Source organism: Candidatus Paceibacterota bacterium (assembly GCA_035438625.1).
In the GTDB taxonomy this organism is placed as follows: Bacteria; Patescibacteriota; Minisyncoccia; order Phycocordibacterales; family DAORIS01; genus DAORIS01.
In genome coordinates this window covers 52347-69841 of sequence record DAORIS010000004.1, presented here as the reverse complement: position 1 = coordinate 69841, position 17495 = coordinate 52347, and the positions used below count along the sequence as shown (strand labels likewise).

At 41.4% G+C, this 17495-nt stretch carries 13 protein-coding genes; 12 read left to right on the top strand and 1 reads right to left on the bottom strand.

All coding sequences use genetic code 11. From position 1 onward, the window contains the following. The first annotated feature begins 21 nt into the window (after positions 1–21). Genes PLF31_02340 through pgk form a run of 8 tightly spaced genes read left to right on the top strand, consistent with a single transcriptional unit; the run spans position 22 to position 13407 of the window. Entirely contained in the window at positions 22–4659 is a 4638-nt protein-coding gene (locus tag PLF31_02340) for a hypothetical protein (GenBank protein HRH26284.1), read from the top strand. A gap of 8 nt (positions 4660–4667) precedes the next feature. Next, positions 4668–6422 (top strand): ATPase, T2SS/T4P/T4SS family, encoded by a 1755-nt coding sequence (locus PLF31_02335; GenBank protein ID HRH26283.1) that lies wholly within the window; start codon positions 4668–4670, stop codon positions 6420–6422. Positions 6423–6448: 26 nt separating this feature from the next. Continuing rightward, positions 6449–7510 (top strand): type II secretion system F family protein, encoded by a 1062-nt coding sequence (locus PLF31_02330; protein ID HRH26282.1) that lies wholly within the window; start codon positions 6449–6451, stop codon positions 7508–7510. Next, positions 7510–9315: a prepilin-type N-terminal cleavage/methylation domain-containing protein gene (locus PLF31_02325; protein ID HRH26281.1), complete on the top strand. Its 1806-nt coding sequence runs from the start codon at positions 7510–7512 to the stop codon at positions 9313–9315. Before PLF31_02330 ends, PLF31_02325 begins: the two co-directional genes overlap by 1 nt. 1 nt (position 9316) lies before the next feature. After that, complete coding sequence (locus PLF31_02320; GenBank protein ID HRH26280.1) at positions 9317–9943, top strand: prepilin-type N-terminal cleavage/methylation domain-containing protein; 627 nt, start codon at positions 9317–9319, stop codon at positions 9941–9943. Next, on the top strand, positions 9940–11418 hold the full coding sequence (locus tag PLF31_02315; GenBank protein ID HRH26279.1) for a hypothetical protein: 1479 nt from the start codon (positions 9940–9942) through the stop codon (positions 11416–11418). The genes PLF31_02320 and PLF31_02315 overlap by 4 nt, the downstream gene beginning before the upstream one ends. Positions 11419–11440: 22 nt before the next feature. Continuing rightward, entirely contained in the window at positions 11441–12247 is an 807-nt protein-coding gene (gene tpiA, locus PLF31_02310) for a triose-phosphate isomerase (GenBank protein ID HRH26278.1), read from the top strand. An 8-nt stretch (positions 12248–12255) separates the two neighbouring features. Beyond that, positions 12256–13407: a phosphoglycerate kinase gene (gene pgk / locus PLF31_02305; GenBank protein ID HRH26277.1), complete on the top strand. Its 1152-nt coding sequence runs from the start codon at positions 12256–12258 to the stop codon at positions 13405–13407. Here the strand turns inward: pgk and PLF31_02300 are convergent. Beyond that, on the bottom strand, positions 13379–13801 hold the full coding sequence (locus tag PLF31_02300; protein ID HRH26276.1) for an HIT domain-containing protein: 423 nt from the start codon (positions 13799–13801) through the stop codon (positions 13379–13381). The two genes, pgk and PLF31_02300, sit on opposite strands and share 29 nt — an antisense overlap. Positions 13802–13835: 34 nt before the next feature. Here PLF31_02300 and recJ point away from each other — a divergent pair, with 34 nt between their 5' ends. The 4 genes from recJ to PLF31_02280 are packed head-to-tail and all read left to right on the top strand — an operon-like array spanning position 13836 to position 17495. Then, positions 13836–15521 (top strand): single-stranded-DNA-specific exonuclease RecJ, encoded by a 1686-nt coding sequence (recJ, locus tag PLF31_02295; GenBank protein HRH26275.1) that lies wholly within the window; start codon positions 13836–13838, stop codon positions 15519–15521. 14 nt (positions 15522–15535) lie between these two features. Beyond that, positions 15536–15784 (top strand): DUF5668 domain-containing protein, encoded by a 249-nt coding sequence (locus PLF31_02290; GenBank protein HRH26274.1) that lies wholly within the window; start codon positions 15536–15538, stop codon positions 15782–15784. An 8-nt stretch (positions 15785–15792) separates the two neighbouring features. Continuing rightward, positions 15793–16527 (top strand): SIMPL domain-containing protein, encoded by a 735-nt coding sequence (locus PLF31_02285; protein ID HRH26273.1) that lies wholly within the window; start codon positions 15793–15795, stop codon positions 16525–16527. Positions 16528–16556: 29 nt separating this feature from the next. Continuing rightward, a complete protein-coding gene (locus PLF31_02280) occupies positions 16557–17495 on the top strand; it encodes a CAP domain-containing protein (protein HRH26272.1) in 939 nt (312 codons plus the stop codon).

Here is a 17495-nt window from a genome sequence, read left to right as displayed (position 1 = left end):
AGCTTCATAATATAAGAACTCATGAAGAAAGTATATTTATTTTTTGTGGTTGCAGTCGTGTCATTGTTTGGTTCTTTAGGGGCAGATACTGTTCAGGCGTATTCTGGAACGGGAAATATTACTGTTGTACGAGTGGGATTTGACGATACGGTAACATCGGCACCGCAAGCGCCAGGTGGAGTAAATGCGTACTCTGGTATAAATGGAGACTCGCTTACTGGAAATGGAAATAACATTACGTCATTTGCCAATCCTAATGTATATGAAAACCTTGAGGTATATCAAAACCCAATTGACCCAGATAAGAGAAATTATCAAGCGCAATCACAGGATCTCTCGTCGTATGTAGAAATGTTTGGAATCTGCGTGTATCCAATAAATGGATCGGAATGCTATCCATCAACATTTTCTGTTGCATCGAGTACTACATTTGGTGGATCAAACGGTGTCGGCACTAATTACTATGTGTATACTACTGATTTTCAGTTACAGGTTGGATATGTAACAAAAGTAGTATTCAAATATACACCTGTGTCTTTGGGTGAAGTTGAAATATTTCGATATGGGCAAAATGGAACTATAACTTCCGCTCCATATATTGACGAAGGAAATGGTTCTGGGTACCCGTCAGCGTCCGTAGCGCCCATAGAGAGAATCGTGGATCATCCAATGAACATGGATAATGCATCACAGCAAAATCCTGTGCAGGCTTCAGGAATTTTTTCCCCAACAACTCGTTTTGCCGGCACAAGGAATGTTCAGGGGTATGTTGTTGTTGCGGGATACTGTACTTATCCAGTAAACGGTAACAGTTGTACGGTAACAGATTACACGCACACAACAGAACAAGGTGCTGAAACATATTATGGTCAATATACGTATACATATGCAATTGTTCCTGTGTACGGAAATACGGTAACAAAAGTTGGTTTTAAATACTTGCAGACATCTGGTGACTTGCGAATTTCAACTGTTGATAATACCGGAAATTTATTGCCAGAGATGGAATTGTACCCGCATATTATAGGCACGAACACTAACTGGGATTGGCCCAATCCTGTTGAGTACGAGAATGTTGTAATCGGATCAACTACCATTGAATTCAATGAACCATATAACGGCGAAACACTTTTGTCAGTTAAGTATTGTCAGGCAAATAGAGGAGGCTCTTCATGTACGCCAAATATCACCGCCACATATACCGACACTGGTTCTACATATGAGGTTGAAGTTCCGGTATCAAACGACAAGGTTACACTTGTAAACATTGCTGTAAGCGGAACCGGACAAACTGCAACGGGAGGGCAGATATTGATTAAAAGAGTTGGGGGTGACGATACTGTCTCAACAGCTCCGTGCACGTCAGCGGACATTGATCTGGTTGCACCGTACAACTCACTTGATTGTGGACAGTATGGATATGGTGCGATAAATCCTACGCTAAAAACTGGAGTTTCGGCAGGGGCTCATCTAGCATATGTAGCAAACAAGGCAGGTCTTGTTGAGTCAGCGGGCAGTTGTTCGTACCCATTTGGTGCAACAGAATGCCGCGTTACAGTATTTGATTCTGTTGTTGACTGTACGATTGATGGAAGCAGGATGTGTCGAACTGCAGCAACCGTTACCGATGGGTTAGTTACTAAGGTGGTATTTAAATATCTTCCAAACGTTGAAACTGGAGGTATTAGAGTAAAACTTGTAGGTACAGACGATACAGTGTATTCATCTCCTGAAGTAAGATTTTTCGTTGATACACAAGACATAACAACAAATCCTACGACTCTCGCAACTCAATCAGTTGGTTCACACGTTGTTGGTGCAAAGGATAATCCGATCTCATCTGAGATGGCGGGTACTTGTACGTATGCTATTGGTCAATCGGAATGTTCAGTTACATCGTTTCCACTAGTTCCAACATGTGGACTTACACAAGTGTCCCAAGATAGGTTCTGTAGCTTACCGATTACTGTAACCCAAGGAAGAATCACGAAAGTTGTTTTCAAGTATGTTCCGTCTTCAACACAAGTATCAGGTACAAATGGAGAAATTTTGATTAAGCGAGTGGGAAGTAGCGATACTGTTGCAACAGCTCCAGCAACCACTTCTTTCAATACTGCATGGGTTACAGATGGAGTAAAGGTATCAACGGTTGGATTGGATGTTTTTCACTTAGTTAATGTTGATCGTAATCCAACTGTATTTACTGATCTAAAGGAAGGTGATTATTCCGTGTTCGCAACTGATGTTGCGGGGTATAACGAAATGGTTGGTACTTGTACATATCCTCGAGGCGGGTCAGAGTGTAGCGTTACAACTTTTAATGAAACTCCTGTTTGTTCTTATGTCAGTGAATTTGACGGATCAGAACCTGACCAGCCATACGATAGAGGTTGTTTCGTAAAAGCATCTGTAACACCAGGGACTGTGACTAAAGTTGTATACAAATATACAAGTGGCTCAAATACCACGAATTCACCAACAGCTACATTAAAAGTGAATAAATATGTTAATGGTAATCTTTCTTCAGATGGAAATACAGGATATGAACTCAAACCTATAATAACTGGCAGTGACTACTTTGACAGACCTTCATTCACAGACAGCACAAGAACATTTTCTGGAATGTCACCAGGGTATCGAACAATTCTTGCGAGATCGATTATTGAAGGTAATGACTTCTACATAAAGTCATATAAGGTGACAGCGGGGTACTGTCTACATGTTACAGGTAGTCCTGAATGTACACCAACTACGTTTGTAGATATGGCATGTGGAAATCCAGTAATGTATAAACAAGGTAACGGATTTTCTGGGTATTACACAACTACTGTTGCAGACCCAGATAAGTGCTCACAAACAGTTGAGTTTAGAAATGGATACACAACACGCGTTGATTTAAAGTACATAATCAATAACGGAAATGTTAAGGTGTATCAAGTTGATGCGAATGGAACAACAACAGGTGTTACAGCACAGAAAGTAAGTTTAAATAGTAGTGCAAACCAATACGGTGTAACTGATAACCCGGCCTTCTTTGCTTCAACTACAGCTGGGCAAAATGTGCTGTATTTTATGAGTTCTTCACCAACAGCTGTTGTTGGAACTTGTGAATTTACCCCAGGTTCACCTACAGAGTGTCCGGTAGTTTCGTATAACACTAGTGCAAGTTGTACCCAAATAAACAATAGTGATGTGAGGTATGAGTGTACTGCACCAGTTAACGTAATGGCAGGAATGACAACACGGGTGCAGTTTAGGGCAGCAACGTTTGATTATTCAATGTCTGTTTCGTACCCCGCTGTTAAGGTGACACGAGGATATGAAACATCTAACAAGGTTAAATTAACCTCAGTGTCAGGTACAGCGTCAGCAGTATCAATAGCGATTTCAGGGCTACCTTCAGGAGCAACCGTAGTTGGAACTGCAACATCATGTAGTCCGAGATGTGAAATCGGTCTTCTTATTTCAACTTTAGCATCAACACCAGTGGGCACGTATCAAATAGAGATAGTTGGTCAACCATTGAATAAAATTACTACATTTGAACTCGAGGTAACTGCTGAGCAAACTGCTGTACTTCGTGTTTGCAATATGATATTCAACGGAAATTCACCGGTTGCGAACAATAACGCGCTCCCAGAGGGCACATCAACCATGAAAATAGGTACTGGCTACAATATTGATGGCTCACTTGTCTCAACTTTCAACTTCTTAACATCTGCTCATGTGCCAAATGAAAGGTTTATATTACCAGGCAACGATGATGCACGATGTCAGACGTTAAATAATCAGCCATATAGAAGATATACCTACAGTCAGGCAGCAGTTACTGCGGCCCTAGGTGTTAAGGGATATACCGATCAATTTACCGTTCCACTTACAAGTGCAGCAGGACTGTTCCCATACTCCGGACAACTATTTGATGCTGATCCAAACAATGATGTATTAAGAAATATGGAAGCGGATGGAGAAGTTACATATGCACCTGACACAGTTCAAAGAACGATTGTGTTTGGAACTGAAAGTGTCTCAAGCGGAAGTGGTGAAATTATGGTGCGACGTGGTGGTGTAAATGGATCAGCAGCAAATGCGCCTTCTGGAACACAAGCAAAACTTGCAACTGGCGCAGCTGTTTCTTCTAATCCCGCAACGTTTAGTAGAGTTGGTGTCGGTTCTCAAGTAGTGTATGCAACTGATGTAGCTGGATATACAGAAGAAGCAGGTTCTTGTTTACACGATGAGGATGATCTAAATGGGTGTGAACCAACTACATATACAACAGCGACATGTTCTGCAGGATTCTGTGCGCACACAGCTACAGTAGGAGTAAATCAAATTACTCGAACTGTCTTTAGGTATATCCCATCAACTTCTGCAAATATTTGTTCCGTTAGAGTGTCTCCGACAAGTCCAGAAGCGGGTCAAAATGTGACCTGGACAGTGCAACCTAACGTTGACGGAAATTACACATATACATGGGATGGAGATGCGACATGCGGCACAGCCCCTGGAACATCAGCATGCAGAACAATTAACGGATCTTATACAACTGGACAGTCAATTTCGAAGACTGCGCGTGTATACAGTGCAGGAAGTCAGGTGGCATCGTGTGTCTCAGCCACAGTCTATATCACGGAACCTTCCTATATTGAGATATAATTATCTCAATGCAAATAACAGATAAGCAACTCAAGGAATTTATTCTAGATTCAGGACTTGTATCCGAGGAAGATTTTGCTGTTGTAACGAAAGCTGCAAAAGAAAAAAATAGTGATATTGGAAACGAATTAGTTGCTGCTGGGAAATTATCTGATGATGATTTGCGTCGAATACACGCGCTTATCTTAGGTGTTCCATACGTAGATCTTAAAAATCAAAAAATTGATTTTGATGTTTTATCTTTGATTCCTGAGCCAGTTGCAAGAAACAACAACATTGTTGCGTTTGCAAGGAAAGGGGATTCATTGGAGGTGGCGATGCTCGACATTCATGATCTGTCAGCAATTGACTTCGTAAAGAAAAAGGTGGGTTTGCGAATCTTGCCACGACTCACCGACTCTGCATCTATTAAGGCATTGCTTGTGCAATACCAGAAGAGTCTTAAAGCTGAATTCGGAGACTTGATTCAAAAGGATGCGGGTTCAATTAAAACTATTGCTGATGCAAATGATGGGGAGGAGGGTTCTGCTGATGAGCTTAAAAAAATGGCAGAAGATCTGCCTGTTGTTCGTATTGTAGATACACTGCTTAAGCATGCAATCATCCAAGGTGCGTCAGACATTCACATTGAGCCGCAGGAAAACGAGTTGATTGTTCGGTACCGTATCGATGGATTGTTGCATGATGCCATGGTGTTGCCGGGATATGTTGCGACAAGTATCACTGCTCGACTAAAGGTGTTGTCGAACTTGAAGTTGGATGAAAAGCGACTCCCACAAGATGGTCGATTTAAAGTTGATTCAGGAGGAGAAAAAGTCTCGTTCCGTGTTTCAATGCTACCAACATATTATGGTGAAAAGACAGTTATGCGTCTCCTTCGGGAAAGCGTGTCTGGGTTTACTCTTGAAGCACTTGGTTTTCACGGGCAGGCTCTTGAGGCGCTCCATAAGGCTACAACACTCGCTACAGGAATGATTCTTACTACTGGTCCAACTGGATCGGGTAAGTCAACTACACTCTATACATTACTGGATATCCTCAATACTCCCGATGTAAACATCTCAACTGTTGAAGATCCTATTGAATACCAAATGAAACGTATTAACCAAACGCAGGTTAAGCCTGAAATTGGTTTTACCTTCTCGATTGGTTTGCGCACACTTGTTCGACAAGACCCAGACATCATCATGGTGGGAGAAATTCGAGACAATGAGACAGCAAACCTTGCTATTAACGCTGCCTTGACTGGTCACTTGGTGCTCTCAACACTCCACACTAACTCTGCAGCAGGAGCCGTACCTCGCCTTATCGACATGAAGGCAGAACCATTCCTCCTTGTCTCAACACTCGATGTAATTATCGGTCAGCGTCTCGTTCGAAAGCTTGGAGAGCATAAGGAGAAGTTTAATTTGTCTGAGGGAGAAATTTCTCGCCTAAAGGAAGTTGTTGATCTAGATAAGGTGATAGCAGCACTAAAAAATGAAGGTATCGTGCCTAAGGATTCTACAATTGAGACTATTCCATTCTTTAGACCAGTTACACAAACTCAAGATGATGACGGATATAAAGGACGAGTGGGAATTTATGAGGTTCTTAAGTTAACAGCAACAATTAGGGAGTTGATTATGAAAAGCGCCACACCAAAACAAATTGAAGAACAGGCTAAGAAGGAAGGAATGTTGACCATGCTTGAAGATGGAATATTTAAAGCGGTTCAAGGGGTTACAACTATTGAAGAGGTGTTACGTGTAGTAACTGAATAGCACGGTCAGTATATAATATAAAGAGAATGAAGATACCTACACTATTTGGAAGAGTTAAGGCACACGATAAGGTTCTCCTTGCAAAAAATCTTAGCGCCATGCTCGAGGCGGGTCTTTCGCTTTCACGTGCACTTGCAGTTATTGAACGTCAAACAAGGAATAAGAAATTAAAAGAGGCGCTTTCTGTAATTAACCAAGATTTGGCAGCGGGCAAAACTTTTAACGAGACTATTTCAAAATTTCCAAACATTTTCTCCCCACTATTTATTTCTATGGTAAAGGCGGGAGAGGAAAGCGGTTCTCTGTCCGCCTCACTCCAAACAGTTGGATTACAACTTGAGCGAGCTAGTGAACTGACGAGAAAAATCAGAGGTGCCATGATGTACCCAGGTGTCATTCTCCTTGCTATGTGCGGTATTGCCTTTTTCATGCTTACAAACGTCGTCCCTGCAATTACAGACACGTTCAAGGAAATGAATGTTGAACTTCCAACAACAACAAAACTTGTAATCTTTGTAAGTGACTTTTTAAAGAATAATGTAATCGTAACGCTATTGGGAATAGCTGTTATTGCTTTTAGCTTGTGGAGTTTTACAAAAACTCGAGTTGGTAAGCGATCTGTCCACTGGCTAATACTTCATATTCCAATTATCAATGTGTTGGTAAAGGAAACAAATGCCGCACGAACAGCACGAACAATGTCATCTCTGCTGACTGCAGGTGTTGATATTTTAGCAGCGGTTGAAATTACACAAGATGTATTACAAAACGTGTATTACAAAGATATTATCGGTGAAGCAAGGCCAATCGTAGAACGTGGAGAGCCACTCTCAACAGTATTTGCTAAGCATGAAAATTTATACCCTCCATTCGTCGGTGAAATGCTTGCAGTAGGAGAGGAGACTGGACAGATGGCCAAGATGCTTCTGGGTGTTGCTGTGTATTACGAAGATGAGGTCGAACAAAAGACAAAAGATATGTCGTCAATTATTGAGCCGTTCCTTATGATTATAATTGGAGCAGCGGTAGGTTTCTTTGCAATATCAATGCTTGGACCTATTTACTCAATCGGAGACGCAATTAAATAATGGCACAAATAGCCAGTAGGAATCGGGGATTCACATTAATTGAGCTACTCGTAAGCTTAAGTATTTTAGTTATTGTCACAACGGCAATTTATGAAGGATATCAGCGTACTTTTCGTGTTGCGCGATTGTCGAAAGTTAAAACAGTGGCTACCTCAATTGCAAACGAAGAGTTTGAGATTATTCGTAACATGTCATATTCAGACATTGGTCTTTCTGGCGGATCTCCCGCTGGCTCACTTCAGCGTTTTAAAACAATCACTAAAGGAAACTTTAATTTTTTTGCTACAACAACAATCAGAAATATTGATGATCCGTTCGATGGCATGATTGGAAGTACAACTAAAAACGATATTTCTCCAGCAGATTATAAACTCGTTCAAGTCGACATACGTTGTATTGCGTGTAACCCAGATGACACGCTTTCGTTTAGTACTATTCTTGCTCCGAAGGGTCTAGAGAGTACTTCAAACAAGGGGTCATTATTTGTTCGTGTATTTGATGCAAATGGTCAGGCAGTAGAGGGTGCAACAGTGTCTGTGGTAAATGGATCGGTTACCCCTGCAATCAATATTTCAGAATCAACAGATACTACAGGTATTCTACAGCTGGTAGATATACCAACTTCAACTGAGAGGTATCGAATTGTGGTATCGAAAGGTGGATATTCAACTGATCAAACATACTGGCCTGGTGCGACAGGAAATCCAAGTCCGATAAAGCGACATGCAAGTGTTATTAAAGGATCACTCACTCAAACAAGTTTTGCAATTGATGAGACAAGTTCTTTAGATATCTCCACTTTGACGGCATCTTCGTGTGCTCCAATTGGAAATATCTCTATGAATATAAGTGGCTCTAAACTGATCGGTACACCAAATGTCTATAAATATAGTAATACAGCCACAACGAATGGTTCTGGCCTATTGCCACTTTCGAGTCTTGAGTGGGATACCTACGCTATAACACTTGCTTCGGCAGGAAGAAATATCGCTGGATCAATTCCATTGTTGCCAATTGCGGTTAATCCGGGGTCTGAAAACGATGCCACTCTTTTGATTGCTCCGGCTGTTCCAAATGCACTACTGGTCAGTGTAAGAGACTCTGGGTCTAGCTTACCGCTCTCTGGCGCCACTGTTGAGATTACACGTAGTGGAACGACATACACATCTATAACAGGACAGGGATATATAGATCAAACAAACTGGGTTGGAGGATCTGGGCAAGATACTATCGGTGATGAGAGTAGATATTTTTCTTCTGATGGAAATATTGAAACAACAACACCATCCGGACAAATATCACTAAAGAATATACTGGGATCCTATGTTGCAAGTGGAGAACTTACATCTTCAGTATTTGATGTTGGAACCTCAAGTGATTTCTACTCTTTAGCCTGGCTTCCAGCAAACCAGCCAGCACAGGCAGGTGGTGATGCAGTACGTATTCAGCTAGCTGCAAGTGATACAAACACAGCAACTACAACATGGAATTATGTAGGAACTGATGGAACGAGTGGAACGTATTACACAGCATCAGGTCAAACTATCCACGCTTCGATGAATGGTAAGCGGTATATTCGGTACAAGGTCTTTTTACAAACAGCAAGTAATGCGTATACACCAACAGTTTCAGATATATCCATTACGTTTGGTGGTAACTGTGTTGCGCCGGGCCAAGTATACTTTGATGGATTAACCTCAGGAACATATAGTATTTCCGTTTCAAAAACAGGTTACGATACATATTCTGGTTCGCTGTCAGCCACAAGTACTTATTCAACTCACGCAGTTTCTCTTGGACAATAATATGTTTAATCATCGCACACGTACAACGCAGAAGGCATTTACATTAATTGAAGTAATTATTGTTGTTGCTATTGCGGGAATAATAAGTGTTGCTGTTGGTGCGTTTGGTGGAAATGTATTTTCATACAATCGAACTTTGTCCGATAGTCTGGTTGCTTCGTTTGAGGGAGGTGAGGTAGTACAAGACTTTGTTGCAGAAGTTCGTTCTGCTGGACCTTCAATTACGGGTTCTTTTCCAATTGTTGAAGCATCAACAACGGCAATTACATTTTATGCGGATATAAGTGGAGATTCAAACAGGGAACAAATTCGATACTTCAAAGATGGGGCTACTTTAAAAAAGACAGTTACACCCCCTGGTACAAACCCAAATAGATATGTTGGCGCAAGTTCAACTACTGGAATTGTTGTTCAAAATATTCTTTCCACGTCTACACCTTTATTTAAATACTACGATGATAGTTATACGGGAACCTCAACAGCTGTTGCCCTTACACAGCCAGTAGATCCACGCTTGATTAGATTGATCCAGATTACTATCCCAATTGAAAGAGACCCAAATCGTGCTCCGGGGCCTATAATTATAGAAAGTCGGGTAAGTATTAGGAACCTAAAAGATAACTTATGAGATTTACACAAAAGTATATACAGTTTCGATCAAGTCAAACGGGAGTACTTTTGATGTCGATGTTAGTGTTTTCATCAATTGGTGTTCTTATTATTTCTGCACTTATTTCATGGGCGGGAACGAATGTTAAGAGTGCTCGGAGTGCCCGGAATGAAGAGTTGGCTCTACAAATTGCTGAGTCAGGTATTAATTATTACCGATGGCATTTAGCACATGCTCCAACAGATTATCAAGACGGTACAGCAACGAGCGGCCCGTATTCACATGTGTATTATGACAAAGATGGAGAAGTAATTGGAAAATTTCATCTAACCATCGCACCTCCGCCAGTCGGATCTACAATTGTTACGGTAACCTCGGAAGGTGTATTGGTGGCGGCATCGTCAAGTCGAAAGATAAAAGCACAGATGGCAATTCCTTCGCTTGCGAAGTATGCCATCGTAGGAAATTCTGATATCCGTTTTGGAGAGGGAACTGAGGTGTATGGCCCGATACACTCAAACGGAGGTATTCGATTTGATGGGGTGGCATATAATGTTGTAACAAGTGCTGAATCAAACTATTCTGACCCAGACCATACGGGAAACAATGAGTTCGGTGTGCATACACATGTGAACCCGCCACCAGGCTCTGGTGTTACAAGTTCATTTCGCGCAGCAGAAGCTCCCCCAAGTACTATTCCATCACGCCTAGATGTATTTAAAGCTGGTAGGCAGTTTCCTGTAGCTCCAGTAGATTTTACGGGTATTACATCTGACCTGGCTTCAATAAAATCGTTAGCTCAGTCTGCGGGTAGATATATTGCTCCTTCAGGTAAAAGTGGATATCGGCTTGTTTTTAAGACTAACGATACGTTTGATGTGTATAAAGTAAATAGTGTTACAAGTGTTTCTTCGAGTTGTAGAAATGAAAGTAATCCATCTTCAGATCCTACATGGGGATCGTGGACAGTAAATACACAATCTTTTTTTGCAAATTATCCCAATCCAGCGAACGGTGTAATTTTTGTCGAAGATAATGTATGGGCAGCCGGCCAAATTGATACTGCTCGAATTACGGTTGTTGCAGCAAAATTCCCGGTACCTGGAACCCTTCCGGTCATTACGATTAATGAAAATGTTTCGTATACAAATTATGACGGGTCAGATGTATTGGCGCTCATTGCTCAGGGAGATATTAATGTTGGCTTAGGTAGTCTTAACAGTCTAAAAATTGATGGGGCATTAATTTCTCAGAATGGAAGAGTTGGTAGGCCGTACTATGACAGTGCGTGTGGATCAAATTACGTTAGAAACTCAATCTCTCTCTATGGAATGCTCGGATCAAGCGACCGATATGGTTTTGCGTATACCGATGGTACTGGATACCAAACAAGAACAATTAGCTATGACTCAAATATGTTGTATGCCCCACCACCATCATTCCCGCTTACGTCAGACCAATATGAGATCATTTCTTGGGAAGAAATTGATTAGTGGAGAATGATATACTCCCCACATGGCACTCCGAACAAAACCACGAAAATTTCAAGCTCCAATGTTGATTGGAAATTGGAAGATGAATCCCGACACGCTCGATGAGGCTAAGCTCTTATTTAGAGCTGTAGCAAAGGCAGCTGCTTCACCAAAATATGGGACTATTGGTGTTGCGGTCCCAACACTGTACCTACGTGAATTTTTAAACTCTCCACAGGCAAAAAAATCGAAGCTTGTAGTTTTGGCGCAAGATGCGTTTCAAGAGAAAAGCGGAGCGTATACTGGCCGTGTTTCTGCGCGCATGTTACGTGAGGCGGGAATTACCGCTACGCTCATCGGTCACTCTGAAATGAGGCAGGCAGGGGACACGGATGAGATTGCAAATATAAAGCTGCATGCCGCGATTAACGAAGGTTTGACGGTTGTTGTCTGTATTGGAGAAAAAGTCCGAGATGATGAAGGGACTCATTTGCATTTTATACGTCAGCAATTGCTCACCACATTTAGAAATTTTCCAAAAGGCTTTGAGTCACAGTTGGTAATTGCGTATGAGCCAGTGTGGGCAATCGGGACTGGTGTTTCAATGGACCCGACTGATTTACACGAAACAGTGTTATATATTCGAAAACAATTAGCATTTGAAAATGGCTACCAGCACCTTTCACAGATACCAATTCTTTATGGCGGATCAGTGAATCCCGAGAATGCACGAAGTTTTATTGAAAACGGTGAAGTACAAGGGTTGCTTGTGGGAAAACAAAGTCTGACTGTACAGAGTTTTATGCAGATTTACGATGTACTATTGCCAATTCGTTCTAAAAGGAAATAAACGTAGTGATGAAAAAATATAAGAAAATTTCAGAGGCGACTATCGAGCCTGGAACAAAGGTATTAGTACGGTGTGACTTTAATGTACCAATCGCAAATGGGGAAGTTACAGATGATTTTAGAATCCAACAGAGCCTAGAAACAATTCGTTTTTTGGTTGAACGTGGTGCAGTTGTTCTTCTAATTTCTCACATTGAAAGTGGAGAAGGAACATTACGTCCTGTGCTTCCTGTGTTACAAAAACTACTCCCACATAATACTGTTGCTTTTTGTACAGACGTTCTTGAGACGTGTGCCGAAACAATTAAGCATGTTACTCCAGGCTCAATTATTCTTTCTGAAAACATTCGTCTGTATGACGGTGAAAAGAAAAATGACATCGAGTTTGCAAAATCTCTCCGGGCCCTTGCGGATGTGTATGTAAACGAAGCGTTCTCTGTCTCACACCGCACTCACGCGACAGTCTCAGCGCTGCCTAAATTGTTTGGTGCTAAATCGTACGCCGGCTTCCAGTTTGATACAGAAATCTCAATGTTATCAATTGCCTTCAATGCACCAAAACCTTTTATCTTTATACTTGGGGGAGCGAAATTTGATACAAAACTTCCTCTCATAAAACGGTTTATGCACGAAACAGACCTAATTTTTGTTGGTGGTGCACTGGCACATAATTTTTATATAGAGAGAGGTGACTCAATCGGAACATCGCTTGTTTCAGAAGGGCAATTCCAGACTGTCGAGATAGCACGGTCAGGAAAAGTAACTGTTCCAGAAGAGGTGGTAATTGAAACAGATAAGGAAGGACACCAGGTGCGAATTGGAACCCCACACGAGCTGAAGTCCACCGAGAGAATTGTTGATGCAGCGCCGTCTGCAATCGAAGCACTTATACCGCAGTTACAGTCAGCTGTATGCGTTGTATGGAATGGTCCTCTGGGTAGTTATGAAGAAGGATACGACGCAGGAACGCTACTCATGGCACGTCTCATTGCTGAACATACTCCCCAAAGTGCAAAGAAGATCGTAGGTGGAGGAGATACACTTGCTGCGATCCAGTCTGCTGGAGTATTTAAAGAATACACATTCGTTTCAACGGGTGGCGGAGCAATGTTAGATTTCCTAAGTGCGGGAACTATTCCTGGTCTTGAGGCATTGTCCTAATGTTCTCCGCTAGTTCTTCCATTTCTTTTTCTTTGTAGGAATACCCCTTACCAACCACTCCTTTGTATCTTGGAATGATGTGGATGTGCGTATGGAAGATAATTTGCCCAGCCTCTTGTCCAACATTTGTTGCAATGTTCATGTGAGATGTGCCTAACACCGATTCGAGTTTTTGGGCCACAATATGTACTGTTTGAATAAGAGAACTAGCTGTTTCTTTGTCTGTATGTAAAAAGTCTTGGGAATGCTTTTTGGGAATAACAAGACTGTGACCTTTACTGTTCGGACGGATGTCTAGGAAAGCAATCGTGTGATCATCCTCATAGATTTTTGCTGTAGGAATGGTGCCAGTTACTATCTTACAAAAGAGACAATTTGCTTGGTTGGTAGTCATATATTGATTATAGTCGATGTGTTAGACTTTTCAGGTGAAAAACGACCTTTTAAACCTCCTTCTTACTAAACGTAATATTATTTCAGAAGACGATAAGGAGCAATTTCTTTATCCTGATTTTGATAAACATACCCATGACCCTTTTTTAATGCCAGGCATGCAAAAGGCTGTTGATCGTATTGGACAGGCCATTAAGGGTGATGAACACATTGTTGTTTATAGTGATTATGATGCTGATGGTATTCCGGGAGGAGTAGTACTCCATGACTTCTTCAAAAAAATTGGATACACAAACTTTTCAAATTACATTCCTCATAGGCATGATGAGGGGTTTGGATTAAACAGTGATGCAATTAAGCAATTTGCAGAAAAAGGAGCAAGGTTAATCATAACCATCGACTGTGGAATTACTGATGTAGATGAAGTACGTGAGGCAAATGAAAACGGTATGGATGTCATTGTTACAGACCACCACTTACCTCACGATGTATTACCTGATGCGCACGCGATCGTAAATCCAAAATTAAAAGGTAGTCAGTATCCTTTTAAAGAGTTGTGTGGTGCGGGAGTGATCTATAAGGTAGTCGACGGCATCATCAAGTCTCGGAGTATTGAGAGTGTAAATAATTCACTAAAACCGGGTCATGAGAAGTGGTTACTTGATATGGTTGGTATTGCCACACTCTCTGACATGGTCCCATTAACCGGTGAGAATCGAGTATTTGCGACATATGGTTTAAAGGTGTTACGAAAAACTGGTCGCCCGGGATTATTAAAGTTGTTTTCGAAGTTGCGAATGCAACAGTCTACGCTTACAGAAGACGATATTGCGTTTATGATTACGCCAAAAATAAATGCCGCGTCAAGAATGGCGCACCCAATGGATGCATTCAATATGCTTGCGTCTGATGATCCAACTGTTGCCGGAGTGGCAGCTGAGTACTTATTGAAAATTAATGACCAGAGGAAAATAATTGGTGCGCAACTTACACGAGAAATTACAAAAAGAGAAGAGGAATTTATTAATGACCCAATTGTGGTTATTGGAAATCCGGATTGGAAACCAGGTGTATTAGGACTCATGGCAAACGCACTTTCAGAAAAAGTTGGAAAGTCTGTATTTTTGTGGGGGAAGGAAGATTCACCACATTATAAAGGCTCTGTTAGGGCTACGCGAAATGAAAATATTGTTGAGATCATGAACATTGCACATGAAGAAGACCCGTTTCTTTTTGATGCATTTGGTGGCCATGCCGCCTCAGGTGGATTTTCAGTGACTCATGAAAAAATTCACGGTTTGAAAGACGCATTAATTAAAGCGTATACAAAATACCAAAGCCAGAAAGTTAAAGATGCCACCATGTCAGGAGTGGTTGAGGTTTGTGACTGTGAGCTTGAATTACACGATGTCTCTAATGACCTTGTCAGGATGTTGTCTCAATTGAGTCCATACGGGATGGATAATCCTAAGCCAGTATTTAGAATTTCTTCAGCAAAGGTTGTGGGTGTTAAAAAATTTGGTAAAGCAAAAGAACACATTGAACTGCGCATACAGAATAATGAAGTAGTATTAAAGTGTATTGAGTTTTACCCAAAAGATGTCGTGTTTGATTCTCTGGGGGTGGGGGATACTGTTGAAATGCTTGGTTTTATTGAAGAATCCTTCTTTGGTGGACGTGAAATTCGAATGCGTATGCAGCGAGTACGAAAAATAGTATAATTAAGAAAAAATATATGAGAACAGGAATAATTGTATTGTCAGTTGGTGTTATCTTTCTACTTAAGAACCTTGGGTTACTCGACGCTGTATCGTTTTCACTTGTCTGGCCGACACTATTAATTGTTGCTGGATTTGCACTCATTGCACTTCCGACGTACCGATGTGGAGTGTGTAATAAGAAAAACTGGAAAGGAAATGCCGTGTGCAGAAATTGTGTAAAGGATGTTCGGTCATCTGGAGAAGAAGGAACTAAAATTGCATAAATACAAGTATGGATACAACAAACAATACATTAAAAAGCTTTTCGTACTTAGGTGGTCTAGTTGCTCTGGGCATGGTTCTGAGCGCCCTTATTTTTTCTGTCTCGTTTTATGTAAGTCGAGATAATAACTCGTCTCTTTCGGTAACTGGATCAGCAAAAAAAGAAGTTGAAGCTGACAGAGTTAGGTGGTCGCTTTCGTTGACTAGAACTGTTGATGAGTCACAAATTAATGCAGGATATCAATCGTTAGCAAAAGATCTCGTGGCAGTTAAGCAGCTATTTTCACAAAGCGGGGTAGCAGAAGATGAATACACAAGTTCACCGGTGTACATGGACCAAGTGTATAAGCAGAACGATTATGCAAATAGAGAATATATACTCCGCCAGATTATTGAAGTGAATTCTCCAAAGGTCGCAGAGATTTCTGCGCTCGCAAAAAATGTCCAAGTGTTGGCTTCTCAAGGGGTACTTTTTCAATCAATGCCGCTTGAATACACATATTCTAAGCTTGCCGAGGCTCGAATAGAATTACTTGCTGACGCAATGCGGGATGCTAAAGAGAGGGCAAACCAGATCGCACAAAGTGGAGGTTCACAAGTAGGTGACCTCCAATCTGCGGCTAGCGGAGTCGTACAAGTACTTTCTCCAGGATCAATTAGTGTGGACGATTATGGGGCATATGACACTCAAAGTTTGAAGAAGGAAATTATGGTGACAGTGCGCGCTTCCTTCATGCTTGAATAATTAACGTATTGGATACTATACCTATGAACATGCGCACGGCTACAGCCAAGCGGTTATGGATCATCGTGGCCTCGGCGTCACTGTTTGTTGTTGCGTGTTTGATTTTAAATCAAATTTCAGCGTATTTTACTGCACGGGAAACAGATTCTGAAAATCGATTTCATTCGTCATCGACGGATTCGTTGGGTTTAAATAAATCAGAATATGAAATTACTGATTCTTCAGAACGAGCATTACCTCGTGAAGTTCTGGTATCTTCACCGCTTGTAGTGTGGAATGAGGAGAGTGTTAATGAGTTGCAAGCAGAAATCGTAGTCGAAGAAACTAACCGCGTGCGAACTGATGAAGGTGTTGCGGCACTTTCCCAAAATGCCACACTTGCACGTTCAGCTGCTCGAAAGGTGGAAGATATGTTTCAGAAACAGTATTTTGAACACGTCTCACCAGAGGGTAGTGGTGCAGATTCTTTTGTAAAGGAAGTTGGATATGAATACGTTTCAATTGGTGAAAATTTAGCACTCGGACAGTTTAAGAACGAAGCGGATTTAGTCCGGGCGTGGATGGAGAGTCCAGGACACCGTGAGAATATTTTACGCGCTCAGTTTCAGGAAATTGGTGTCGCTGTTGGATATGGTCTGTATGAGGGAAAACAGGTACTAATTGCCGTGCAGCACTTTGGAAGACCGCTTACAAGTTGTCCTGAAATTCATGTTGCTGCAAAGGAAAAGATAGATACTCTTCAACCGCTTCTAGAAAAGAAATCTATGCACATTGATGAACTAGAAGAAAAGATCAAGCAGATTGAAGCTGAGGGGCGAACTGATAGTAATGAATATTCAGAAACGTTTAAAGCGTATGACGAGGCAGTTGCTTCGTACAACGCAACAGTGCAGACGCTTAGGTATAACACGTCTGCATATAATGATTCCGTGCGGCAATTTAATGAGTGTATAAAGTCATCAAGGTAG